18 protein-coding genes are annotated in these 24,786 nt (G+C 49.5%); 9 read left to right on the top strand and 9 right to left on the bottom strand.

All coding sequences use genetic code 11. The features are described from left to right. Positions 1-38: 38 nt before the first annotated feature. The 8 genes from QK890_RS07015 (at position 39) to QK890_RS06980 (ending at position 9,568) form a co-directional block, all read left to right on the top strand. On the top strand, positions 39-1,163 hold the full coding sequence (locus QK890_RS07015; RefSeq protein ID WP_032540826.1) for a glycoside hydrolase family 26 protein: 1,125 nt from the start codon (positions 39-41) through the stop codon (positions 1,161-1,163). Between the two features lie 36 nt (positions 1,164-1,199). Continuing rightward, complete coding sequence (locus QK890_RS07010; protein ID WP_367627271.1) at positions 1,200-2,372, top strand: 4-O-beta-D-mannosyl-D-glucose phosphorylase; 1,173 nt, start codon at positions 1,200-1,202, stop codon at positions 2,370-2,372. 25 nt (positions 2,373-2,397) lie between these two features. Further along, positions 2,398-3,777 (top strand): MFS transporter, encoded by a 1,380-nt coding sequence (locus QK890_RS07005; RefSeq protein ID WP_032531190.1) that lies wholly within the window; start codon positions 2,398-2,400, stop codon positions 3,775-3,777. Positions 3,778-3,788: 11 nt separating this feature from the next. After that, positions 3,789-4,967 carry an AGE family epimerase/isomerase gene (locus QK890_RS07000; protein WP_032540861.1) on the top strand — a complete coding sequence of 393 codons (1,179 nt, stop codon included), beginning with the start codon at positions 3,789-3,791 and terminating at the stop codon, positions 4,965-4,967. Positions 4,968-5,036: 69 nt separating this feature from the next. Beyond that, the gene (locus QK890_RS06995) at positions 5,037-6,800 is read left to right on the top strand and encodes a DUF6057 family protein (RefSeq protein ID WP_367627270.1); all 1,764 of its coding nucleotides are present in this window, start codon (positions 5,037-5,039) and stop codon (positions 6,798-6,800) included. Positions 6,801-6,806: 6 nt separating this feature from the next. After that, complete coding sequence (locus QK890_RS06990) at positions 6,807-8,267, top strand: PD40 domain-containing protein (protein WP_005818439.1); 1,461 nt, start codon at positions 6,807-6,809, stop codon at positions 8,265-8,267. Positions 8,268-8,270: 3 nt separating this feature from the next. Next, positions 8,271-9,401 (top strand): Rid family hydrolase, encoded by a 1,131-nt coding sequence (locus tag QK890_RS06985; RefSeq protein WP_234058647.1) that lies wholly within the window; start codon positions 8,271-8,273, stop codon positions 9,399-9,401. 32 nt (positions 9,402-9,433) lie between these two features. Further along, complete coding sequence (locus QK890_RS06980) at positions 9,434-9,568, top strand: hypothetical protein (RefSeq protein WP_259444569.1); 135 nt, start codon at positions 9,434-9,436, stop codon at positions 9,566-9,568. 482 nt (positions 9,569-10,050) lie between these two features. Here QK890_RS06980 and QK890_RS06975 read toward each other — a convergent pair whose 3' ends face one another. The 3 genes from QK890_RS06975 to QK890_RS06965 form a co-directional block, all read right to left on the bottom strand. Continuing rightward, positions 10,051-11,199 carry a hypothetical protein gene (locus tag QK890_RS06975; protein ID WP_005818443.1) on the bottom strand — a complete coding sequence of 383 codons (1,149 nt, stop codon included), beginning with the start codon at positions 11,197-11,199 and terminating at the stop codon, positions 10,051-10,053. A 169-nt stretch (positions 11,200-11,368) separates the two neighbouring features. Next, positions 11,369-12,643: a hypothetical protein gene (locus QK890_RS06970; RefSeq protein WP_367627269.1), complete on the bottom strand. Its 1,275-nt coding sequence runs from the start codon at positions 12,641-12,643 to the stop codon at positions 11,369-11,371. A 78-nt stretch (positions 12,644-12,721) separates the two neighbouring features. Continuing rightward, a complete protein-coding gene (locus QK890_RS06965) occupies positions 12,722-15,421 on the bottom strand; it encodes a TonB-dependent receptor (RefSeq protein WP_367627268.1) in 2,700 nt (899 codons plus the stop codon). Between the two features lie 237 nt (positions 15,422-15,658). Here QK890_RS06965 and QK890_RS06960 point away from each other — a divergent pair, with 237 nt between their 5' ends. Then, positions 15,659-18,418 carry an ATP-binding protein gene (locus QK890_RS06960; protein WP_195341423.1) on the top strand — a complete coding sequence of 920 codons (2,760 nt, stop codon included), beginning with the start codon at positions 15,659-15,661 and terminating at the stop codon, positions 18,416-18,418. A gap of 129 nt (positions 18,419-18,547) precedes the next feature. On the opposite strand, the gene QK890_RS06955 is transcribed toward QK890_RS06960, so the two are convergent. From QK890_RS06955 to QK890_RS06930, 6 genes are read right to left on the bottom strand one after another with little or no spacing between them, the layout of a single operon-like run. Beyond that, positions 18,548-19,984 (bottom strand): NADH-quinone oxidoreductase subunit N, encoded by a 1,437-nt coding sequence (locus QK890_RS06955; protein WP_005775576.1) that lies wholly within the window; start codon positions 19,982-19,984, stop codon positions 18,548-18,550. A gap of 7 nt (positions 19,985-19,991) precedes the next feature. After that, complete coding sequence (locus tag QK890_RS06950) at positions 19,992-21,476, bottom strand: NuoM family protein (RefSeq protein WP_005810250.1); 1,485 nt, start codon at positions 21,474-21,476, stop codon at positions 19,992-19,994. Between the two features lie 12 nt (positions 21,477-21,488). Then, positions 21,489-23,399, bottom strand: coding sequence for an NADH-quinone oxidoreductase subunit L (nuoL, locus tag QK890_RS06945; protein ID WP_005810248.1), 1,911 nt, complete (start codon positions 23,397-23,399; stop codon positions 21,489-21,491). Between the two features lie 56 nt (positions 23,400-23,455). Further along, positions 23,456-23,764, bottom strand: coding sequence for an NADH-quinone oxidoreductase subunit NuoK (gene nuoK / locus QK890_RS06940; RefSeq protein WP_005775579.1), 309 nt, complete (start codon positions 23,762-23,764; stop codon positions 23,456-23,458). 9 nt (positions 23,765-23,773) lie between these two features. After that, positions 23,774-24,286 (bottom strand): NADH-quinone oxidoreductase subunit J, encoded by a 513-nt coding sequence (locus QK890_RS06935; protein ID WP_005775580.1) that lies wholly within the window; start codon positions 24,284-24,286, stop codon positions 23,774-23,776. Positions 24,287-24,292: 6 nt separating this feature from the next. Next, positions 24,293-24,772 (bottom strand): NADH-quinone oxidoreductase subunit I, encoded by a 480-nt coding sequence (locus QK890_RS06930; RefSeq protein WP_005775581.1) that lies wholly within the window; start codon positions 24,770-24,772, stop codon positions 24,293-24,295. Positions 24,773-24,786 lie beyond the last annotated feature (14 nt).

Here is a 24,786-nt window from a genome sequence, read left to right as displayed (position 1 = left end):
CTACTTTTGTGAAGTATTCATTGCTAAATAAACGATTTATGATTAAGAGAATAAAGATATTGGCTACAGGTGCACTGCTGATGGCAGGATTGGGTGCCTGTTCTCCTTCGGGAAAGAAAACGGGGTCGGAAACAGTTGCTGATACCCTGCGTACAGCGGAAACGGTGAACTTATTGAATAATCTCCGGCAGATTCCCGGACAAGGATTCATGTTCGGTCACCATGACGATCCGCTTTACGGTGTGGGCTGGGAAGGTGACGAAGGGCGCAGTGACGTGAAAAGTGTGTGCGGTGACTATCCTGCGGTTATGTCGTTCGATCTGGGGCATATAGAATTGGAAGGTGAGAAAAGTCTGGATCATGTGCAGTTCCGTAAAATACGGCAGGAAACGATTAACCAGTACAAGCGTGGCGGAATGGTTTCTTTCAGCTGGCACCTCGACAATCCGTCGACCGGCAAAGACGCATGGGATGTGAGTGACACGACGGTCGTTGCCTCCATACTTCCCGGTGGAACACATCACACCAAGTTCGTGGGTTGGCTCGATGCCGTTGCGGCCTTTATGAATACTCTGGAAACAGAAGACGGGACAAAGATACCGGTTCTTTTCCGTCCCTGGCACGAACATACCGGAAGCTGGTTCTGGTGGGGACAAAATCTTTGTACGGCTGAACAATACAAAGCCCTCTGGCGGATGACGTATGAACGTATGCATGCCAAAGGAGTAAAGAACTTGCTTTATGCTTATTCCCCGGGATCGGAACCAAAGGATTCGGCAGCTTATCTGGAACGTTATCCGGGAGATGACATCATCGACCTGGTGGGCTTTGACACCTATCAGTTCGACCGGACGCAGTATATGGAGCAACTGGATAAGTCACTTGCCATCCTGACAGAAGTGGGGCAGTCGCACAATAAGCCTATCGCCATCACCGAAACCGGTTTCGAAGCTATTCCCGATTCTACCTGGTGGACACAGACACTCTATCCGGTAATCAGCAAGTACCCTATCAGTTATGTGCTGGTATGGCGCAATGCACGTGAACGGGTGAATCACTATTATGCTCCTTATCCCGGGCAGGTGTCTGCCGATGACTTTGTGAAGTTCTACCGTGAGCCGAAAACTTTGTTTGTCTCGGACGTGAAAGACCTTTATAAATAGAAAATCAAATAAATAACGATAAAAACACTGTCCATTATGAGTCTGTTTAATGATAAAGTTGCTAAATTGCTCTCCGGGCATGAAGCACTGTTAACACGCAGGAACGAACCGATAGAAGAAGGAAACGGAGTGATAACGCGTTACCGTTATCCTGTGCTGACCGCTGCGCATACGCCTGTCTTTTGGCGATACGATCTGAATGAGGAGACGAACCCTTTCCTGATGGAGCGTATCGGCGTGAATGCAACGCTGAATGCCGGGGCCATTAAGTGGGAGGAGAAATATCTGATGCTGGTGAGGGTAGAGGGAGTCGACCGCAAATCATTCTTTGCTGTTGCCGAAAGCCCGAATGGTATTGATAATTTCCGTTTCTGGGAATATCCGGTGACTTTGCCCGAAGATGTGATTCCGGCAACCAATGTATACGATATGCGTCTCACCGCTCACGAAGACGGTTGGATTTACGGCATCTTCTGTGCCGAGCGGCATGATGATGATGCTCCTGCCGGTGACTTGTCGTCGGCTACTGCCACGGCCGGTATCGCTCGCACCAGAGACCTGAAAAATTGGGAACGTCTGCCGGATCTGAAAACAAAGAGCCAGCAACGCAATGTGGTGCTTCATCCCGAGTTTGTGGATGGAAAGTACGCACTCTATACCCGTCCGCAAGACGGATTCATAGATACCGGTAGCGGAGGAGGTATCGGGTGGGCACTGATTGACGACATGACTCATGCAGAGGTGAGTGAAGAGAAGATTATCGACAAACGCTATTACCACACCATCAAAGAGGTGAAGAACGGTGAAGGGCCGCATCCCATCAAGACCCCTCAGGGATGGCTTCACCTGGCTCATGGGGTACGCAATTGTGCTGCCGGACTGAGGTATGTGCTGTATATGTATATGACTTCGTTGGAAGACCCTACCCGGCTGATAGCCTCTCCGGCCGGCTACTTTATGGCTCCGGTAGGAGAAGAGCGCGTCGGTGATGTATCGAATGTACTCTTTTCGAATGGCTGGATAGCCGATGATGACGGGAAAGTGTTTATCTACTATGCCTCGTCGGATACCCGGATGCACGTGGCCACCTCGACTGTCGAACGGTTGGTGGACTATTGCCTGCATACCCCTCAGGACGGTTTTTGTTCCTCGGCTTCGGTGGAGGTACTCAAAAACCTGATTGAACGGAACCTGAAACTGATGAAATAAGAAAACCAAGAATAGAATGACCACCATGATTACACTGAAAGAGAAGATCGGCTACGGATTGGGCGATATGGCTTCATCCATGTTCTGGAAACTGTTCGGTTCTTATCTGATGATTTTTTACACCGATGTGTTCGGGCTGCCAGCCGCTGTGGTAGGAACCATGTTTCTGATTACCCGGGTGTGGGATTCGGCTTTCGACCCTATTGTGGGAGTGATTGCCGACCGTACCCAGACCCGCTGGGGCAAGTTTCGTCCTTACCTGCTGTATCTTGCTGTCCCCTTTGCGCTGATAGGTATCTTTACCTTCACCACTCCGCAACTGAGCGATACGGGAAAACTTGTCTATGCCTACATCACCTATTCTTTGATGATGATGGTATATTCGGCTATCAATGTGCCTTATGCTTCTCTACTGGGAGTGATGAGTCCCGATCCGAAAGAGCGGAACACGTTGTCCACCTATCGCATGACTTTTGCCTATATCGGCAGTTTCATCGCTTTGTTGCTGTTCATGCCGATGGTAAATCTGTTTGGAGGTGCGGAGGATGAACAGCGTGGCTGGATGTTGAGTGTAGTGGTGATCGCTGTGATGTGTGCGGTTCTGTTCTATCTCTGTTTTGCGTTGACGCGTGAACGGGTGAAACCGATCCGGGAAGTGCAGGGCTCTCTGAAAGATGACTTGAGGGATCTGCTTCACAACCGCCCGTGGTGGATCTTGCTGGGTGCCGGAGTGGCGGCCCTAGTCTTCAACTCCATCCGTGACGGAGCTACGGTTTATTATTTTAAGTACTTTGTGGTAGAAGAGGATTATTCAACAGTCTCCCTCTTCGGGGTCTCTTTTGTGCTGAGCGGGCTTTACCTGGCAGTGGGGCAGGCTGCCAATATCGTGGGGGTGATTCTTGCCGCGCCGGTCAGCAACCGCATTGGCAAAAAGAATACATATATGGGAGCCATGAGCCTGGCTACCATACTTTCCGTCATTTTTTACTGGTTCGGAAAAGGAGATATTGCTCTGATCTTTGTCTTCCAGGTACTCATCAGCATTTGTGCCGGAAGTATCTTCCCTTTGCTCTGGTCGATGTACGCTGATTGTGCCGACTATTCCGAACTGAAGACAGGTAATCGGGCTACGGGGCTGATCTTTTCCTCTTCGTCCATGAGCCAGAAGTTCGGATGGGCTATAGGAAGTGCATTGACCGGTTGGCTACTGGCTTACTTCGGATTTCGTGCCAACGAGGTGCAGAGTGTAGAAGCCATTCACGGAATTAAGATGTTTCTCAGTTGGTTGCCGGCCGTTGGGACGGTACTGTCTGTTATCTTTATCAGCATGTACCCACTGTCGGAGAAGAGAATGAAAGAGGTGACCTCGGAATTGGAGAAGAAAAGACAAACTGCTCAATCATGATTCAAAATACTATGGACAAGATTCTTAAACAGGAAATGCTGGAAGAACTCACCACCCACATCCTTCCCTACTGGATGGAACGGATGGTGGATCAAGAAAACGGTGGATTTTACGGACGTATCACCGGACAGGAAGAACGGATGCCTCAGGCAGAGAAAGGAGCCATTCTGCATGCACGTATTCTGTGGACCTACTCTGCCGCTTACCGCCTGTTGGGCAAAGAAGAATACAAAGAGATGGCAACCCGGGCCGAACGTTACCTTATCGACCGTTTTTATGATCCGGAGTTCGGAGGAGTTTATTGGTCTCTTGATTACAGGGGTGAGCCGTTGGATACCAAAAAACAGATTTACGCCATCGGTTTTGCCATTTATGGTCTGAGCGAATATCACCGGGCCACCGGAGATCCGGAAGCATTGGAGTATGCCGTCCGTTTGTTCTATGACATAGAGTCCCATAGCTTCGACCGAATAAAGAACGGTTACTGTGAAGCGCTTACCCGGGAGTGGAACGAGATAGCCGATATGCGCCTTAGCGAGAAAGATGCCAATGAACGCAAGACGATGAATACCCATCTGCACATTCTTGAGCCTTATACCAACTTATACCGGGTTTGGAAAGACGAGGGGCTGAAACGGCAGTTGCGTAACCTGATAGAACTTTTTATGCAGAAGATATTGGACAACGATACATTCCATCTGCGACTCTTTTTTGATGATGACTGGCAAAGTAAATATGCCGTTATTTCGTACGGGCATGATATTGAAGCCTCCTGGCTGTTGCACGAAGCTGCCCGCGTACTGGGAGACGCCGAACTCCTTGCCGAAGTGGAACCTGTTGTGAAGAAGATCGCTGCGGCCGCATCCGAAGGTTTCACTCCCGACGGAGGAATGGTGTATGAAAAGAACCTCGCTACGGGACATGTGGATGGCGACCGTCATTGGTGGGTACAAGCCGAAACCGTAGCCGGATACTATAACCTGTTCCGCTATTTCGGTGATTGCGAAGCTTTACAGCGTTCCGTGGTCTGTTGGCGATTCATCAGGCAACATCTGATTGACGATGTCCACGGTGAATGGTTCTGGAGCCTTCGGGCCGACGGCACTGTCAACCGGGATGATGACAAAGCCGGATTCTGGAAATGCCCTTATCATAACGGGCGTATGTGCATTGAGCTGTTGGGCGGATAAACGCATTGTTTCCCCTTTCGTTAGATTGTTTTCCAAACTTTTTGTACTTTTGGGCACAATTTAGCGAATATGAAAAACAAACACGTCAAGAGAGTGAACCTGCTTCTCTCCATCCTGTTGGGAGCAGGTGTCTTTATCTTCTTTGGAGTATATTATCCTTATCATCTGCACTATCAGGAACAGTTCCAGATGTTTCTTTTCACGTCCGGGTATTTTGTCGAACGGGTATCCCATCCCGGTGGAGTGGCGGATTATTTAGGTAATTTCCTCACTCAGTTTTATTATTATTCGTGGGCGGGAGCCGCTGTTCTGGCAGGTGTATTGTGGGGCATGCAACGTTTGGTTGCATTTATTGCCGGACGTATGGGAGAGTGCTCTTTGTGGTATCCGCTTACCCTGCTGCCCTCTTTGTGTTTCTTTATTCTTCTTTGTGACGAGAACTATCTCCTTTCGGGAGCCCTTTCCGCTTGCATGGTGTTGGGGGCAGTTGCGGGATATACCTGTATTTTCAATCCTGTCGTACGCCGTATCTCCCTTTGGGCAGGCATTCCGGTACTCTATATGTTGGCGGGAGGTTGTGCCTGGTTGTTCATCCCGCTGGCTTTGATGGTTGAGTTTTGGCGCTTCGGCACGAAGCACTCTTCCTTATGGCTTCCGGCAGGCGGAGCGATTCTTGTTGCCGGAGTCACAATCTGGGCTTCCCGGTGGTTGTTTCCTTATCCGATGGACCGCTTGTTGTGGGGAATCGGGAGTTATCGTTTCCCTTTATTCTTTCCGAAAGCACAAGTGATTGCCTGGATAGCTCTCGTGTTGGTTTCACCGTTAGTAGCCCGCCTGCCTGGGAAGATTACCCGGGGACGTTATGTTGTGGCCCTTACGGGGCAGTTCCTGTTGATGCTGTTGGCCATGAATCTCCTTGGCAAGCGCAGCATCGCGATGAATAAAGAGGCAGTAATGGCCTACGACTATCACGTACGTATGCAGGATTGGGACGGTATCATTGCCCTGGCCGGGAAGAAATTACCCGATACTCCCATGGCGGTTTCCTGCCTTAACCTTGCCTTAGGGATGAAGGGGCAATTGGCCGACCGCATGTTTCACTATCGCCAGCGTGGAAAAGAGGGGCTGTTCATGTCGTTTGTCAATGACTTTACAATTCCTCTGGTAGCTGCCGAACCCTATTATTACTTGGGAATGGTGAACACAGCCCAACAACTTGTCTTTGAAGCGATGGAGGCCATCCCCGATTATCAGAAGAGCGTCCGCTGTTTTAAGCGGCTTGCCGAAACAAATCTGATAAACGGAAGATATGAAGTGGCAGGCAAATATCTGCGTATCCTGCAACATACCCTTTTTTATAAAGACTGGGCCACGGAGATGCTGGCTTGTATGGACGATGAGGCGCGGATCGATGCACATCCCGAGTACGGACGCCTGAGAAAACTCACCCTGCAAACCGACCTGTTTTTCAATCCGGCAGAACCGGAGATGACGTTGTCATTGCTGTTGCAGGCAAATCCGGAGAACCGGATGGCCTATGAATATCTGATGGGCATTACCCTTCTGAAGAAAGACATGGGACGATTCGTTCACTATTATCCTTTGGGAGAGAAACTGGGCTACCGCTCGATACCGAAGAGTTATCAGGAGGCACTGCTGTTTGGCTGGAGTATGCAGAAGCATACGCCGGGAGAGGAAATCCCCTGGAAGATTAACCGGGAGACAGGAGAGCGATTGCGGGAGTATGCGCGCATTTACACTTCTACACGGTCTGAGGAGGCGTTGGCACCCCGGTTTGGAGATACTTACTGGTTCTATGTACATTTTAGATAAAAGATTATGAATAAGATAAAACAGTGTTTAGGTATCCTGCTGTTATCATTAACGGTGGTTTCCTGCCGGCAAAAGGTGGTATCGCCCGTTCCGGTAGATGCACTTCCTCCGATATGGCCCGACTATGCGGGGGTAACGATTCCCGCTACCATTGCACCGCTCAACTTCCGTGTGACTGCCGATGGGGCGGAGGCGGTAGATGTCGTGATTTCCGGAAAGAAAGGAGATCCCATCCGGACAAGCGGAGAATCTGTGGAGATCCCTGCCGGAAAATGGAGCGAGTTGCTGGAGAACAATAAAGGGGACAGCCTTGAAGTGAAAGTATGTATCCGTCAAAACGGAGAATGGAAAGCGTATCGGTCTTTCCCGTTCTATATCAGCCCGTTTCCCATTGATTACGGATTGGTGTACCGCCTGCTTGCACCGGGATACGAAATATACAGCAAGATGGGTATTTATGAGCGCGAACTTTCTACGTTTCGCCAGACTCCTTTGTTTGAGAATACTCAGGTGACGGCCGCCTGCGTCAATTGCCATGCTTTCAATCAGACGAACCCCGATCCGTCCAGCCTGCATGTCAGAGGCGGACACGGAGCCACGGTGATGACCATCGGTGGAGAGAGCGAGTTCCTCGATACAAAAGCTGACGGACAGCTTTCTGCCTGTGTTTATCCTTATTGGCATCCTTCGGGCGAATACATCGCTTATTCGGTGAACCGGACCAACCAGACTTTCCATCTGGGAGGGAAGAAGCCTATCGAGGTTTTTGACCAGGCTTCGGATGTGGTAGTTTACCATCCGCAGTCACATCGGATACTGACTACTCCTCTGCTGAGTACCGCCGCATTCGAAACATTTCCCGCCTTCTCGCCCGACGGACGGACACTTTATTTCTGTTCGGCGGAGCAGAAAGAGATGCCTGCCCGGTATAAAGAGGTGAAATACAGTTTGTGCAGTATTGCTTTCCATCCGGAGGACGGAACATTTGGCGAACGGATCGATACATTAATCTCCGCCCGTACACTGGATAAAAGCATTTCTTTTCCCAAACCTTCATTCGACGGAAAGTATCTGATGTTTACGCTTTCGGATTATGGAAACTTCTCCATCTGGCATAAGGAGGCCGATCTTTGGCTTTTGGATCTGAGAAGCGGGGCTTTCCGCAACCTGGAGGAGGTGAACAGTGACGACACGGAAAGTTATCACAACTGGAGCAGTAATTCACATTGGTTTGTGTTCAGCAGCCGGAGAGGTGACGGGTTGTACACCCGCCTTTATATCGCCTCGGTGGACGAGCAGGGGCGTATCGGGAAGCCTTTCCTGTTGCCTCAGCAAGATCCGTATATATTCTACGATCAGTTGATCTATTCGTATAATGTTCCTGAGTTTGTATCCGCTCCGGTGCAATGGGACAAGCGGGAGATAGCCAAAGGGCTGATGTCGAAGGAGCGAGTTAAAGTGAAATAAAAGATGAGTAAGAGTATGGAATACAGAAAACATAGAATAGAGTATTTAAAGACTACTGTTGAATATTCCCTTTTTGGGGGTGAGGGAGAAACGAAGGAGGCGCATCTGATGTTTCATGTCGATCCGGAAGCGGGGAGTTATGAAGAGCAGCTGACGGCTATTTGCAAAGCATATCATAAGACATTGGGCAGGAAGATAAAACTCAGGGGAATGGTGCCGGCGTTTTGCCGTTACTTTCTGAGTGATGCCGCCAATCAGTGGGAGGTTTTGCAAGCTGTTTTGCAGGAAGAGCCATCGTATGCTGTCTCAGTTGTGCAACAGCCTCCGTTGGATGGAAGTAAGATTGCTTTGTGGGTCTATCTGACCTCCGAACGGAACGCCGCTTATAAGCATTACTGGACAGCCGGTGCGGGTGTGCCTTGCGGTAATTCGGAGCAGCAGATGAAAACCTTGTTAAAATCTTACGAAGCCGATTTGACCGGAAAAGGCTGTACGCTGGCTTCCGATTGCATCCGTACCTGGATCTTTGTGCAGAACGTGGATGTGAATTATGCGGGCATTGTCAAGGCGCGCCGTGAAAACTTTGTCGGGCAGGGACTGACCGAATCGACCCATTATATAGCCAGTACCGGCATAGAGGGGCGGCATGCCGATCCGAAGGTACATGTGCTGCTCGATGCCTATGCGGTGAAAGGATTGCAGCCGGGACAGGTGACTTACCTGCATGCGCTGTCTCACCTCAGCCCGACAGCCTTGTATGGAGTGACTTTCGAACGGGGAACTTCCGTAGAGTATGGCGACCGTCGTCATCTCTTTATCAGCGGTACGGCGAGTATCGATCATCGCGGTGAAGTGGTTCATGTAGGCGATGTCCGGGAACAGACCCGGCGGATGTGGGAGAATGTGGAGAAGTTGCTTGAAGAAGGTAAGGCAGGTTTTGCCGATGTGGCGCAAATAATAGTCTATCTTCGTGACGCTTCCGATTATCCGGTTGTCCGGGCTATGTTTGCCGAACGCTTTCCGCAAATACCCATACAGTTCGTTGCCGCTGCCGTGTGCCGCCCTACCTGGCTGATCGAGATGGAATGTATGGCAGTAGCCGGAAGCGATAACTCCAGTTATCAGTCGTTTTGATAGAATTTATTCTATTTCGCTTTCTAAAAGATATGAAATGCGCTGTTTGCCAAACAGCGCATTTCTTTTTTTTGATAGATCCGGAAGAAGAAGCCTTCCTCAAAGGGGCTTTGGAAGCTGGAAAGCCGGGCTTGAAGGCTCCGAAAGCCGGGGTGTTGAGTCAATAGAGCCGGGCTTTTCGGAAAAAGAAGTAAGCATTTGCCGAAAATGCTTACTTCTTTCGGGGCAAATGCTTACTTCTTTTTGAAATATCTCCTAATGTTTTTCCGGATTACTCTTATTGTTTCCGATCGGAACTCCAAAAGAGACTGGAATTCTCCTGGTTGCTACTCCGGAACGAACGAAGTGGAAATGACAAAGAAACGGATCTTTGGGGCAATTCCCGTCTATGGGTCCTGCTTTTTGCAGAAACGGTGTTATCTTGTTCGTCCATCGGCTGTTCGGGTGATAAAAGTAAAAACAGCGATCGCCATAGAAGGCGATTTTAGTCCTGCGGCTTTATGACGGGCCGAAAGAAAGCAATCTGAGAGGATTGAAGTATCATTTTGACAGAATGTCAAAACCGCAGGAAGTGTGCCGAGGTTCACCACAGAGGACACAGAGTAACACAGAGGTGAAAAGGGTTTTGATTCACCTCATTCCGGTGAATTCAATACTCCGTTTCCTGCGGATTAAAGTTACACCATCCTTTTGTCCACTCCGGATAGCTGATTTCTTCCTTTTCACTGAACACTACATTTTCCATTACGGCAGGTGTCCCTTCTATGTCCGACGGATATCCGTTGATCCGGCAGTTCCGGAAAGTTACTGACGTATTGGTCCCCAGATACAGTGCCGAACCGAACAATCCCAACATACTTTCATTCTCCGGCCGCAGTCCGCCGCCATTGATGAAGTCGGGACGGTTTACGAATGAAGCGTCTCCCGAGGCGGGACCATAGATCGTGACATCTTCAAAGGTGGCGGCTGTGGTGGGAGTGGCCGGGCTGTTTGTACCGTTGTTGCTGCATTCGAAGGCATGAGAACCTGTGATGTCGGCTATTCGCGGATGGCGGATACCCAAGAGATGCTTGCACGTACCACTGTAACCATTGTCTGTATCGAAGTCGTCGTCCCAGCAATGATAGGCCACCAGATATTCCGCATTGACCGTTCCGCCGAACCATTCGAAAGCATCGTCATTGGCATAGGATACTTGCAGATGGTCTATCTGCGTACCGTTTCCTACCGAGCCGAAAGTGATTCCGTTAATCTCCTGGTTCTTCTTGAACGGATACCCCGCAAACTCTATGCGGACGTAACTCAGGATGCCCGAATTATCTGCGTTGTTCGGACCGCCGTGCGTGGTGCGCGGACCTCCTTCTATCTGCATGATGTTTTCGTTGTTCCGGGCATAGCCACAAAGAATCAGCCCTCCCCAGTCGCCCGGTTTCCGCTTTCCGGCAGGCATTTCGGAAGTGAATACAATCGGTGCATCCACTGTTCCTTGGGCTATCAGCTTTCCGCCCGGTTCTATGATCAGGGCGGCACGGGTCTCTTTGTCGCCCTTGATGACGGTGCCTGCCTCAATGGTCAGTGTGGAGCCGTATGTGACGTAACACCAACCTTTCATCAGGTAAGTGCCTCGTTTCAGGTATTGATGATCTTTTATCTCAAAGGTCTGTTCTCCGTTTCCGATGATGTTTTCACCGTAAACAATGTTGTTACCCTGTCCGCCGTTCTCGTCGTCCGTACAGCTACTGCCGGTCAGGCAAACCAGTGCTGTCAGTGCGATAATCCTTAGTCTGTATCTGTTCATAGTTTGAAAAACAGGTAAATGTGTCAAAATCCACCACAGAGGACACAGAGTAACACAGAGACAATTTTAAATTGTTGATTATTACTGAAAAACTCTGTGATGCTCTGTGTTACTCTGTGGTGAAAAGAGTTTCGACACTACCTCTTCATTCTGTGAGTGTATATGTGATTTATAACTTTGTCCAACCTTTGGTCCATTCGTTGTCTGCTTTCACTGCGCCTTTATAAGCCGCTTTCTCAAAGAAGCTGTCTGCCGAGAGGTCGGCTCCTCCTTCTTGGATTCCGATGAAGGTGTTGCTGAAGCTGAAAGTCTGGTTGATGGCATTGTGATTCTCTGCGGCTGTGAACAGGGCAGAAGAGTAACCGCCGTCACCGCTGGCTTTGATATCTCCCGCGATAGCGATGTAGTTCAATACCGAAGGACCATTCACCAAGTACTTCTCGGTTTGTTCTGTTTCGGTAGTCAGGTTATTGGCTTTGCCTGTAACCAGAGCATTGTAGATTTTGGCCTGAGTTCCGGCACGCAGGCGGATGCCTCTTTTACCTTCGTCATTGTTGGCGCCGATCAGTGTCAGGTTAGCCAGTGTGGGGCATGAAATCGGAGTGGCATCCATGTTCTTGTCATAGTTGTCGGCTTCGATCAGGCAGTCACATGTATATCCCAAAGTGGCGGGATCTTCCTGGTAGGCGACAAAGAATTGACCTTTTCCGCTCCATCCTTCTGTCCAGTCGAAAGAATCGTCACTGTTGCTTACCGATACCAGATACTTGGCATTGACCGTACCTCCGAACCATTCGAAACCGTCATCCGTACCTTTGTATGCTTCCAGATATTCGAGGGTAGTGCCGTTTCCTACACCGTAGAAGGTGAAACCGTTGCACTCTTTTTCTGTGGTGAACTTATAACCTGCGTATTCCAGGCGGATGTACTTCAGGATACCTGAGTTATCTGCCGGATCGGAACCACCGTAAGTAGCGTCTCCTACTTCCGATTTACCGGTCGATCCGATATTGATCGGGGCTTTACCGCAAATATGGATACCGCCCCATGCTCCGGGTTCTTTGGTGTCGGAGGTCATGATAATCGGAGCAGAGGCAGTACCTACCGCTTCGATCTTGGCCCCTTGTTCCACGAGGATGTAGTCGATGGTGGCATCGTCGCTCTTGGCGCTGATTGTCACACCTTCACTGATCTTCAGGGTAGAACCGGCTTTGATGATATATTCTCCGTCGAGGGAGAAGTTGTAGCCTTTGGTCAGGATCACGGTTTTTGATCCGTCTACGCTTCCTTTCAGTGTTCCGTTGTTGGCTACCACTTCTTCGCCTTCGCCGTTTCCGCCACCTTCGCCGTTGTTGTCGTCACTACAAGCTGCAAGCGAACACATTCCCATCAGGGCTGCTACGGCCCAAGAGTTGAGTTTTAGATAATTCATTTTCATCTTCATACTGTTTATGGTTTATACTATCTGTTTGATTATTAATATAAATACTCTGTGTGATTCTGTCTCTCCCTGTGGCGAGCCTTAGAATCTGTACGAGACTCCTATCTCCGCATTTGTTCCCGGACGGAATGATTCTACTTCCACCTTTTGTCCCGTTGCCGGTAGTTCCTGCTTGAAACGGATGGTACTGTTCAGCAAATCTTTCATCTGTAAGCGCAGGTTTAGATGCTTGTTGATGGCATAGCTTGCTATGAAGTCCATCGTGTGCAGGGTCTGTTGCTTGATATTGCCTGTTCCGTAGATACCTACTGTCTCGATGCGTGGCCCTTGCACATTATAAACCAGTGCCAGTGTCAGGTCGCTTTCTCCCCTTAATTGGGGAGTGTAGCTGATATCGGCATTGATCAGGAACGGGGAGGCTCCCTGCAGAGCGCGTTCCGAGTCGGTATATACCCCGCCTTCAGGAAGGATGACGTTTGTATACATATATGAGCCGTTGGCACCGATACGGAGATTCTTGAACAGTTCTTTGCGGAACTCGATTTCCACTCCCGTGGCTATTCCGTCTTCGGCGTTGCGGAAAGAACGGATCACTGTTCCGCCCGAAGACTCCTGGGTCTGCTCAATGGGCGACTTCAGTTTCTTGAAGTAACCGGTAACGGAGAACATGTCGCCATTGTTACGTTTCGGGAAGAAATCGTAGCGCAGGTCTATGTTGTAGTTATAAGCATTCTTCAGCTCGTTGTTACCACGGATGTAGGCACTTCCGTAGGACTCCTGGTAGAGGAACGGGGCCATTTCGATGAACGAAGGCCGGGTGACGGTGCGTGATACGGAGAGGCGCAGGCTGTTGGTTTCATCGATGGTGTACTTCAGGTTCAGTGCCGGGAAGAAATCACCTTTGTCCAGGTTCGTCTTCTTCTCCTGCCCTCCGTCTGTCCAGTAGCGTACCCATTGCTTGGCTTGCTCGTAGCGCAGCCCCACGTTGACCAGCAGAGATTCAACCGGATAATATTCTATTTCGGCAAACCCTGCCCATACATCCATGCCGGCGTAATAGTTGTAACGGGGTTGTGCGTCGATATTGGCTTTTATCGTTCCGTTGGCTATGTTTTCCTGATTCAAATATCCGTTGGTATCGTATATGTTGGTGACATCGGCATTCAGGGCATTGATGTCATAATAGAAGTTCACGCTTTCAAAGTCGCGCTTTTTGCTTTTGTAAGTCCCTCCCACACGAATGAGGTTCGCGTCACCCCATTTGTACGAAGTGCGCAGGTCACCTACAATCTCCTTTTCCTGCAATTCTCCGAAATAGCAGTTGGTGGTCTGGTTCAGTTTAAAGAGGTTCAGCTTGTCGCTTCCTTCATTGCGGAAGAAGACAACCTGCCGGCGGTCCGGTTCATCGCTGTTGGTCAGCCCGTAGGAAGCACTCCAGTTTACATCCCACTGAGAGGTCAGCTCATGGTGTCCCATCAACTGGTTGTTCAGCAGTGAATACGCATGAAATACGCTGTTGCTCGACGTAATGTTGTTCTTTTCTGCATCGATCCCTTCGCGTGCCATGTAGTCGTTGATGGCATTGCGGGCATAAAACAGGGTAAAGTTGATGTGGTCGGCCTGCCGGAACGAGTATCCGATGCTGCCCAGTCCCGCTATTTTCAATGCGCTGGAATAGCTGTCGTAATTAAACTTATCGAGATGTGTGCCTTGTGCCGTCATGGTAGTGACGTAGGCATCTTTCAGAATCTGGTTTTCGTTGCTGATACCTACCGAGGCGAGTAGGCTCAGGCGGTTGCCGTTGGGCAGAGTCCAGCTCTTGCCTCCTCCGAGGTTACCGCCGAACTCGGGTAACGAACGGTGCTTGCTGATGGCGAAGTTTGTACCGAACGGATCATTGTTGCGGGCATAATCGCGGAACTCGCTTTTACCCATAGCCAGAATCCGGTCTTTGTTCTTTAGGTTGCCTGTACTGAAGAGTCCCCCCTTCCGGTCGCTGTAATAGAAATCTTTTCCGATGGTGTTGAAGCGTCCGCCTACGTTGAAGCCGATGGAGAAAAAGTCACTTCCGGTATTCTCTTTGGTGCTGATGTCGATATGTGCACCCGAATAGTCGGCGAAAGATCCGGCGGCATATACTTTGCTGACCGTAATGTTCTTTACGGTAGAGGCCGGAAAGAGGTCGAGCGGGATCAGCTTGTTGTCCGGATTGGGCGAAGCTATGGGCAGCCCGTTCAGGGTGGTGGTGCTGTACCGGTCTCCCAGTCCGCGCACAATCAGTTGTCCGGCACTGGCAATGGAGATTCCCGTTATTTTTTTAACCCCATCCTGTACGTTCGATATACCTTTGAGAGTCATCTCCTTGGCTCCCATGTTCTCGATGGCAAGCGTTGCTTTTTGTCTTTCCTGCAACAAAGCCTTTTCACCTTCCAGGTTCTTGCGGGCCACTACGGTGACGGCATCCAGCGTTTGTGCATCCACTTCCAGTTCGAAGTTCAGTGTCGCATCGGTTTTTATCTTCACTTCATTCATCCGGAACGTTTTATATCCTATGTATTTCACTTCGAGGGTATAAGTGCCGTTGTTCAGTGTAAGGGTGTAATTACCGTTTAAATCGGCTACGGCACCGGTGGCGGAACCTGTAACCTGTACGGTAGCTCCCGTGAGCGGTTCTTTGGTTTGTTTGTCAATGATGGTTCCCTTGATGACACCTGCTGTGATTCCCAAGGAAAATGTAGTGAGAAGAAGGGTGGAGAGAAGTCTCCCGATTCGTTGTTTCATGTCTTTTTATCTACGTTTTTCTGTCGGTGCAAAGTTGCGGGATTCAGGTTACGGGGATGATACATGCACTATACGATTCGTTAACATCTGTGTTACATTCCTGTGTATTCTTTCCCCTGCAATACTCTTAGAGCACCGTTACCGCAAATATTTAATCCATTCTCTTGATAGAAATGGATAATTTTCTAATTTTGCATACTTACAGCAGACAAACATATACCCCTGTAAACTACTTTTATGGATAACGATATCGAACGGTTACGGCGAATGGCCTCCATGGCACAGATCGGGTGGTGGGAAGCTGACTTCACAGCCGGACACTATTTATGCTCAGAATATCTATGTGATTTATTAGGACTGGAAGGTAATACTATCTCTTTTATGGATTTCAGAGAACGGGTACGGAAGGACTATCAGGAACAGATAGTCCGGGAGTTCAATGCTTCTATACACCGGGAGTTTTATGAACAGACCTTTCCCATTTATTCTAAAGAGGGAATCATCTGGTTGCATACACGCCTGGGCAATCGGGAGGAAGTGCCGGGCAGGGGGATCATTTCCTTCGGTACCATACAACGGGTAGAGGCTCCCAATGAAACCTCAGAACGTATCCTGGAGCGTGTCAACGATTTGCTGTATCGTCAGAACTCCATTTCCCATTCGCTGTTGCGCTTCCTGAAAGATGACAGTGTGGACCTTTGTATCATGGAAATACTGAAAGATATCCTCGACCTTTTTCGTGGCGGACGGGTGTATATCTTTGAGTATGATGAATATTACCGTTATCAGGACTGTACCTATGAAGTGGTGGCAGAGGGAGTGCCGGCGGAGATTGAAAGCCTGCAACGCATCGCTACCGACAGTTTGCCCTGGTGGACGAGTCAGACCTTATCGGGTAAGCCGGTGATACTGGATTCATTGGATCAGCTTCCGAAACATGCGAAATCCGAATATGCCATCCTCAGCCGCCAGAACATCAAGTCGCTGATGGTCACTCCGCTGATAGCGGGCGAACATGTATGGGGATATATGGGAATCGACCTTGTGGAGAATTACCGCAACTGGAGTAATGAAGATTTCCAGTGGTTGTCGTCTTTGGCCAATATAATCAGTATCTGCATCGAACTGCGCAAAGCAAAAGATGATGCCATCCGCGAACGTTCTTTCTTGCGTAACCTGTTCCGCTTCATGCCGATGGGATATGTGCGTATGTCTATCATCCGGGATGCCGGCGGGAAACCTTGCGACTACCGGATAGCCGATGCCAATGATCTGAGTTCGGAACTGATCGGATTGCCTCTTTCGGATTATGTGGGGCGTCTGGGTAGTGAACTGTATGCAGATACGAAAGCACCAATAGACTATCTGGTGGACGTTATTGAAGATAATGTGCATAAAGAGACGGATGTCTTCTTTGATCGCTCCCAGCGCAGTTCCCATTGCATCATATATTCTCCGGAGAAAGACGAGGTGGTTTCCTTGTTTCTGGACTCTACGGAGACAGTACGTGCCCATAGGGCTTTGGATCGCAGCGAAAAGCTCTTCAAGAGTATCTTTGCCAATATTCCTGCCGGAGTGGAGCTTTATGATAAGGATGGCTATCTGCTCGATTTGAACAACTGGGACATGGAGACCTTTGGGGTGAAGGATAAAGCGGATGTAATAGGTGTCAGCTTCTTTGAGAACCCGAATGTGCCTCTTGAAATCAGGGAACGGGTGCGGAACGAGGATTTGGTGGATTTCAGGCTGAATTACTCTTTTGAGAGGGCAGGCGACTATTTCCACTCGGATAGACAGAAGATGATTGAACTCTATACAAAGGTCAGTAAGCTGTTTGACAGTCAGGGGAACTTCAACGGATATGTATTGATTAATATCGATAATACGGAGCGTATCGACGCCATTAACCGTATCCGTGATTTTGAGAACTTCTTCCTGCTGATATCGGACTATGCAAAGGTGGGGTATGCTAAACTGAACTTGCTTACCAAACGTGGTTATGCCATCAAACAGTGGTATAAGAATATGGGTGAGCCTGAGGATATTCCGCTGTCGTCGGTTGTGGGAGTCTATGATAAGATGCATCCGGAAGACAGGCAGAAAGTCGTTGATTTCTACGAAAAGGTATTGAAGGGTGAGGAGAAGGATTTCCGTAGCGAAATGCGTGTGTTGAAGCCCGGCACTGCCGATGAGTGGAACTGGGTGCGCATGAATGTGGTGGTTACCAAGTTTGAACCGGATAACGGGGAGATAGAGATCATCGGCATTAACTATGACATTACCGAACTGAAAGAGACGGAAGCCATGCTTATCGAGGCTAAAGAGAAAGCTGAAACGATGGACCGCCTGAAGAGTGCTTTTCTTGCGAATATGAGTCATGAGATACGTACACCGCTCAATGCGATTGTCGGCTTCTCGGGGTTGCTGGTGGATACGGAAGATCTGGAAGAACGTCGTGAATACATTAAGATTGTACAAGAGAATAACGACTTGCTGTTACAGCTGATCTCTGATATTTTAGACCTGTCGAAAATAGAGGCGGGGACATTTGAATTCACCTATGGCGAGACGGATGTGAATATGCTTTGTGAAGATATTGTCCGCAGTTCCCAGATCAAGGTACCACAAGGAGTTGAGTTGGTTTTTGATCCGCATCCGTCGGAATGCAGCGTGGTGAGTGACCGGAACCGCCTGCATCAGGTTATCTCTAATTTCGTGAACAATGCTTTGAAGTTTACTTCATCGGGCAGTATCCGCGTGGGATACGAAGAAAAAGAAGAGTGCGTGGAGTTTTATGTGCGGGATACGGGAATTGGAATTCCCGCAGGGCAACTGCCTCATATCTTTGAGCGTTTCGTCAAGTTGAACACCTTTATTCATGGAACCGGCCTCGGGCTTTCCATCTGCAAAAGCATCGTAGAGCAGTTAGGCGGAGTCATAGGAGTGGATTCGGAAGAGGGAAAGGGCTCCCGGTTCTGGTTCACCATTCCGAAATAGGGGCTTTCATAGCAAAAGACATTTCACCACAGAGGACGCAGAGAACACAGAGAAGGAGATAAAGATACGTTATCCATTAGGATAATAATATCTTCGGTTTCCCTCTGCGTCCTCTGTGGTGAAATATGGTTAAGCAAACTTATCGATTCCCTGATAGATGCAGCTTGCGATACCTAAGGCTATGATGCCCAATGTACAAAGTGCGAGACTTAACTTGGTATAACCGTCACTGCGGAAAGCGGGGATGGGTTCTTCGTTGGGATTGATATACATGGCTTTCACGATCAGCAGGTAGTAGTAGAGTGAAACTACTGTGTTGATCAGGGCAATGAATACCAGTAAATGGAACCCACTGTTGAATGCGGCCATGAAGATGAAGAACTTGGAGAAGAAACCCGCAAACGGAGGGATACCGGCCAGTGAGAACAGGGCAAGTGTCATGATGAAAGCCAGTTTGGGGTTTGTCCGGTACAGTCCGTTATAGTCGTTTATTTCTACCTTGTTGCTACGTTGCTCCACAATCGAGATAACCGCAAACACACCTAAGTTTGCTGCCAGGTAAACCAGTACATAATAAACCAGGGCGGTCATTCCCATCGCACTGCCACCTATGACACCCAGCATGATGTATCCGGCCTGAGAGATGGCTGAGAATGCCATGAAACGTTTTAGGTTCTGCTGGCGGATGGCAAAGAGATTGGCAATGGTGATTGAGGCAATAGTTACCCAGAACAGTACTTCCTGCCATTGTGCCGTCATCGGTGCAAATACTTTCGTCAGGATGGTCATCAGCACGAAAGCTGCCGATCCTTTGGAGATCACACTTAAATAGGAGGTCACGGCCGTGGGTGCACCTTCGTATACGTCGGCGGTCCAGAGATGGAAGGGAACCAGGGAGATCTTGAATCCCATGCCGGCAAAGAAGAATACGAAAGCCATGACCTGAAGCATGTTACCTGTAATGTGTTCGGGCAGGTCATCGAAGTAGAGAGTGCCTGACGTTCCGTAAATCATCGAAAGACCGAACAGCAGCAAGGCACTTGAGAACAGAGCTGTCAGGATATACTTGGCACCTGCTTCTGCGGAGTGGTGGCGGTATTTGTCGAATGCCACCAGTGCGGCCATAGGGATACTCGCCATTTCCAGCCCGATGAAGAACATCAGGAAGTGTCCGGCAGAGATCATGAAATACATACCTAATAGGGTGGAGAGTGTCAGGACATAAAACTCTCCCTGCTTGATGCTGGTGTCTTCACGCTTCAGCCATTCGTGGGCCATCAGTATCACGATGAGAGTACCTACGTTGAGCACTGCTTTGATGATGGTTTGCATCGGTGCATACTGATACATTCCGCCGAAAGCCTCCGCCGGAGCTCCGGGGAAGAGGTTGATTACGGTGTGGATGGTCAGCAGGATGACAGCCGGCAAGGTAAGCGACCTGGTAGGTAGTTTGGGAGCCGTGCCTTTATGGTCCGGGCAGGTAAACAGGTCGACCACAAACAGGATGAGGATAACCGCTATCAGCGATAGCTCCTCTTTCATATATAGAAATTGTGAATAGTCCATCTTCTTTTTATGGTATTAAGTGTGAAACAACGGGCAATACACTTTCGCCGATCATGTGGCTTACCCAGAAAGGAGCCATACCCAGTCCGGCAACACAAATAATGAGACAGATAACGGCGAAGCGTTCATCCCAGGTTGCGTCTGTCAGTGCCAGGTGATGCTTGTTGGTACAAGTCCCATACAGAATCTTGCCTACCAGCCGGAGGATATAGACCGCAGTAATGACAATGGATGAACAAGCGATAATGGTCAGTGTGCGGTGGAACACATCGAAGTTCTGGAATGAACCGACAAAGATGGTCATCTCGGCTACGAAGCCGCTGAGTCCCGGAAGTCCCAGGTTGGCAAGTCCGGCAATTACATAGCAGACACTGAGGAACGGCATCACTTTCATCAGTCCGTTCAACTCGCGTACGTCGCGGGTATGTGTACGTCCGTATATCATACCGATGAGGGCGAAGAACAATGCTGTCATTAACCCGTGGCTGAGCATCTGGAGCACTGCACCGGTGGCGGCTGTCTGGTTCATCATCAGGATAGCGAAGAGCACCAGACCACAGTGGCTCACTGACGAGTAGGCATTAATATACTTCAGGTCGGTTTGCACACAAGCGCTGAAGGCACCGTATACAACCGATATACCTGTCAGGATCAGGAAGATCCAGCCCAGTTCGTTGGCAGCTTCCGGCATCAGGTACATGGCGATGCGGAAACATCCGTAACCTCCCAGTTTCATCAGTACGCCGGCATGCAGCATGGAGACGGCAGTCGGTGCCGAGGCATGACCGTCGGGGCTCCATGTGTGGAAAGGAAAGAGTGCGCCCAGTACGCCGAATCCCAGGAAGGTGAGCGGGAACCAGATGCACTGTTGTGCGAACGGGATGTTGTGCAGCCGGGCTATTTCGAGGATGTTCATTGTCGTCCCGCCGGCACCGAAGAATATGCCCAGAATACCGATCAGCAAGAAAGCCGAACCACCCATCAACATCAGGGTCAGCTTCATGGCTGCGTATTCCTTGCGTCCCGAGCCCCATACACCGATCAGCAGATACATCGGGATCAACGCGATTTCGTAGAACATGAACATGGTGAACAGATCAATGGAGATGAAGAATCCGAATACTCCCATCGACAGGAGTGTGAACCACAGGAAGTATTCTTTGGTCAGCGGTTGCAGCTTCCAGGAAGCGAAGGTACCGGTGAAAACAATGACGGCACTAAGCAGCAGCATGGCTACCGATATTCCGTCGACTCCTACTGAATAGGATATGTGGAGGGGAGCATACCATACTGTGTCGGCACGGAACAGCATTTCGGCTGTGGCTCCTGCCTGGCGCTCGCCTAAATAAAGGAACGTCAGCACAATACTCAGGATAAGCAACGCTGTACTTCCCGCTACCATCACTCCACGGATGGCTTTAATGCCTTTGGCAAGGTATAACCCGCCAAGCATCAGCAGAGGAATGAGTACGAATAAGGATAAAAAGTTCATATCTTTTGTGCTTTATAAGATTAATATTAAGATCAGTATCAATGCTCCAAGCAAGAATACGTAAGCGTATTGCTGTACACGTCCGCTTTGCAGTCCCCGTATCTCGTCGCTTGTGGCGTGGGTTCCCCAAGCTATGAAGTTGAAGAATCCGTCTACTACATGGCGGTCGAACCAAGCGATCGGCGTAGAGATGCAACGGAAGATGATGCGGTGCGTGATGAACTGATATACTTCGTCGATATAGAAACGGTGGTAGGCTGCCCGGTGCAGTCCGGCGAACCGTTTGGCAAGTTTATCTGCCAATGGCTGTTGCGGACGCAGGTACATGCAAGTGGCCAGAACGATGGAGCCCACGGCAATCACTACGCTGGTGACGGCCACTGAAGTTTCCAGATGAATGGTATACGATTCACCGTTGGCACTGATGAAATGTCCGAAAGGAATGAAACCGGCCACACAAGTAACGGCAGCCAGGAAGATTAACGGAACAGTCATGGTGAGGGGAGACTCGTGTGGAGTGTGTGCGTCACTTACTCCATTGCTTGCCGACTTTTGCCCGGGCGTTACACCGGCCCAGAAAATGCCGTAGTAGAGACGGAACATATAGAAGGCAGTCATAGCCGCGATGATTGTCATCACCCAACCCATCACAGGGCTGTACTGGAAGCAAGCTGCCAGAATTTCATCTTTAGAGAAGAAACCTGAGAACGGAGGAATACCCGCGATGGCAAGACAGGCTATCAGGAAGGTGATATGCGTAATCGGCATGTACTTACGGAGTCCGCCCATGGCGGACATCTCGTTGGAATGTACGGCATGAATGATGCTGCCGGCACCCAGGAAGAGCAATGCCTTGAACATGGCATGTGTGAAAAGATGGAACATGCCGGCCATATAGCCCAGTCCTCCGTGATGCGGGTCGGAAGAGGTGCAGACACCTAATGCCACAATCATAAAGCCGATTTGTGAGATGGTGGAAAAAGCAAGTACACGCTTGATATCACTCTGTACGCAAGCCACGCTGGCTGCATAAAACGCAGTGAAAGCGCCCACCCATCCGATCAGGTGCAGTACGTCCGGTGCATATTCGATGAAGAGCGGGAACATGCGTGCCACCAGATAGACACCGGCTACCACCATGGTAGCGGCATGAATCAATGCACTGACAGGAGTCGGACCTTCCATGGCATCCGGTAACCAGATGTGCAGCGGGAACATGGCACTCTTGCCGGCACCGCCGACAAACATCAGTCCGAGGGCCAGAGGTAACATGCTGGCGCCACCGCTCAACATCGAAACTGTGTCGGGAGTGAAGCCGAATGTACCTCCGTAATATCCGTATAGCAGGATACCGATCAGGAATCCCAGGTCGGCGAAGCGGGTTACGATGAACGCCTTTTTGCTGGCGGCAATGGCTGCCGGGCGGGTATAGTAGAAGCCTATCAGCAGGTAAGAAGATACACCTACCAGTTCCCAGAACAAATACATCTGGAAGATATTGGTTGCCACTACCAGTCCGAGCATCGACATGGTGAACAAGGACAGGAATGCGTAGTATCGCTGGAATCCTCGTTCACCTTTCATATAACCGAAGGAGTAGATATGTACCATCAGGCTGACAGTGGAGATCACGATCAGCATCATTACCGAAATAGGGTCGAGCAGGATGCCCAGGTTGAATGTCAGTGTCTCCGTAAACGGAAGCCATTCGAAGTTATAAGGAATGAGCGTGGCGAACGTTCCGTCCGCCAGGCGGGGAGCCGAAAAGTATTGTATGGCCGTGATGTACGAAAGTACGGTCACCGCTGCCAATACCAGCGTGCCAATGGTGCCCGCTGTCCGGTGGCTCATCCACTTGCCTCCTATTCCTGTTGTCAGGAAGGAGAGGAAGGGGAGAAGAAGGATCAGAATTGTATATTCCATAATCTATCTGTTGTTGTATATTATACTATGTTTATACTGCAGGAGGTATGCTCTGCCTACCATTTTAATTCATCGAGATTCTTTACCTGTATACTGCGTATATTGCGGTAAATATTAATCATGATGGCAATGGCGATAGCCGTTTCCGCAGCCGAGATGGCGATGGAGAACAGGGCAAAGAAATATCCTTCCAGCTCTCCGGGGAAAAGGAAACGGTTGAATACGGCAAAGTTGATATCGGTCGCATTCAGCATCAGTTCCACAGAGATCAGGATTGCAAGTGTGTTGCGCCGGGTGAAGAACCCGTATATTCCTGCAAACATCATGATGGTAGAGACCACCAGATAATATTCCATGTGTATCATCATATCTTTCTATCTTTTACGTGCAATTAATAATCCGCCTACGATACAAGCCAGCAACAGTATGCTGACTGCTTCGAAAGGCAATACATATCCATATTTGCCGCTGCTTAGCAGTGCATGCCCGATGGTCTTGATACTGATTTCTACCGGTTCCGGATCGCTTGTCGGTACGAATTTGTGGGTCAGTGTGATAAAGAGCACCAGTGCCGCGCCTACTATGGTCGTGGCGAGTCCCGCCAGGAATTTACTCCGTTTCAGGTGAGCCGCCCGGTCGCCTTCTCCACTCGTCAGCAGGATGGAGAATACGTAGAGCACCACAATACCTCCGGCATAGACCATGATCTGTACCGATCCGAGGAAAGTATACCCCAACAGAAAGTAGATGCCTGCTGTGCCGAAAAGCACAAACAGCAGATAGGTGGCCGAACGTACGATGCGTTGTGTAGTCACCGTCAGTATGGACATGGCAATGATGAACACTGCCAGAAAGTAGAATACTACTGTTTCAAGTGTAAGTCCCATATTCTTTTATTCTTTTTTCTTTTCGATTACTTTACTGCCTTCGTGATTGAGCTGCAGGATGAGCTTGCTCCGGTCGAATACGGCATGCTCAAATACCTGGTCGAAGGTGATTGCGTCGTGCGGGCAGGCATTGACACATAGCTGGCAGAAGATACACGAGCCGAGGTCGTACTCATACTTTGCCAGTATTTTCTTCTTTTTACCCTCTTCCGTTTCAACGGTCTCACTGGTCACTTTGATGGTATCGTTCGGACATGCCATCTGGCACAGTCCGCAGGCTACGCAGCGATGCTCATTGTTTTCGTTGTGAGGCATGGTCAATGTACCGCGGAAACGGTCGAACATCTTGAGTTCTGCACGGTTTTCCGGGTATTGTTCGGTTACTTTCTTCCGGAAATACACCTTGATGGTGGTTTTCATACCCGTCAGCAGAGAGCCGATGCCTTGCATCAGGCCACCTAAATATGTATATTCTTCATTCTTCATTTTTCAGTCCTCCG

The organism is Bacteroides sp. NGMCC 1.200775, assembly GCF_040798045.1.
GTDB classification, from domain to species: Bacteria; Bacteroidota; Bacteroidia; order Bacteroidales; family Bacteroidaceae; genus Bacteroides; species Bacteroides hominis.
This window is presented reverse-complemented; position numbering and strand designations above follow the sequence as displayed.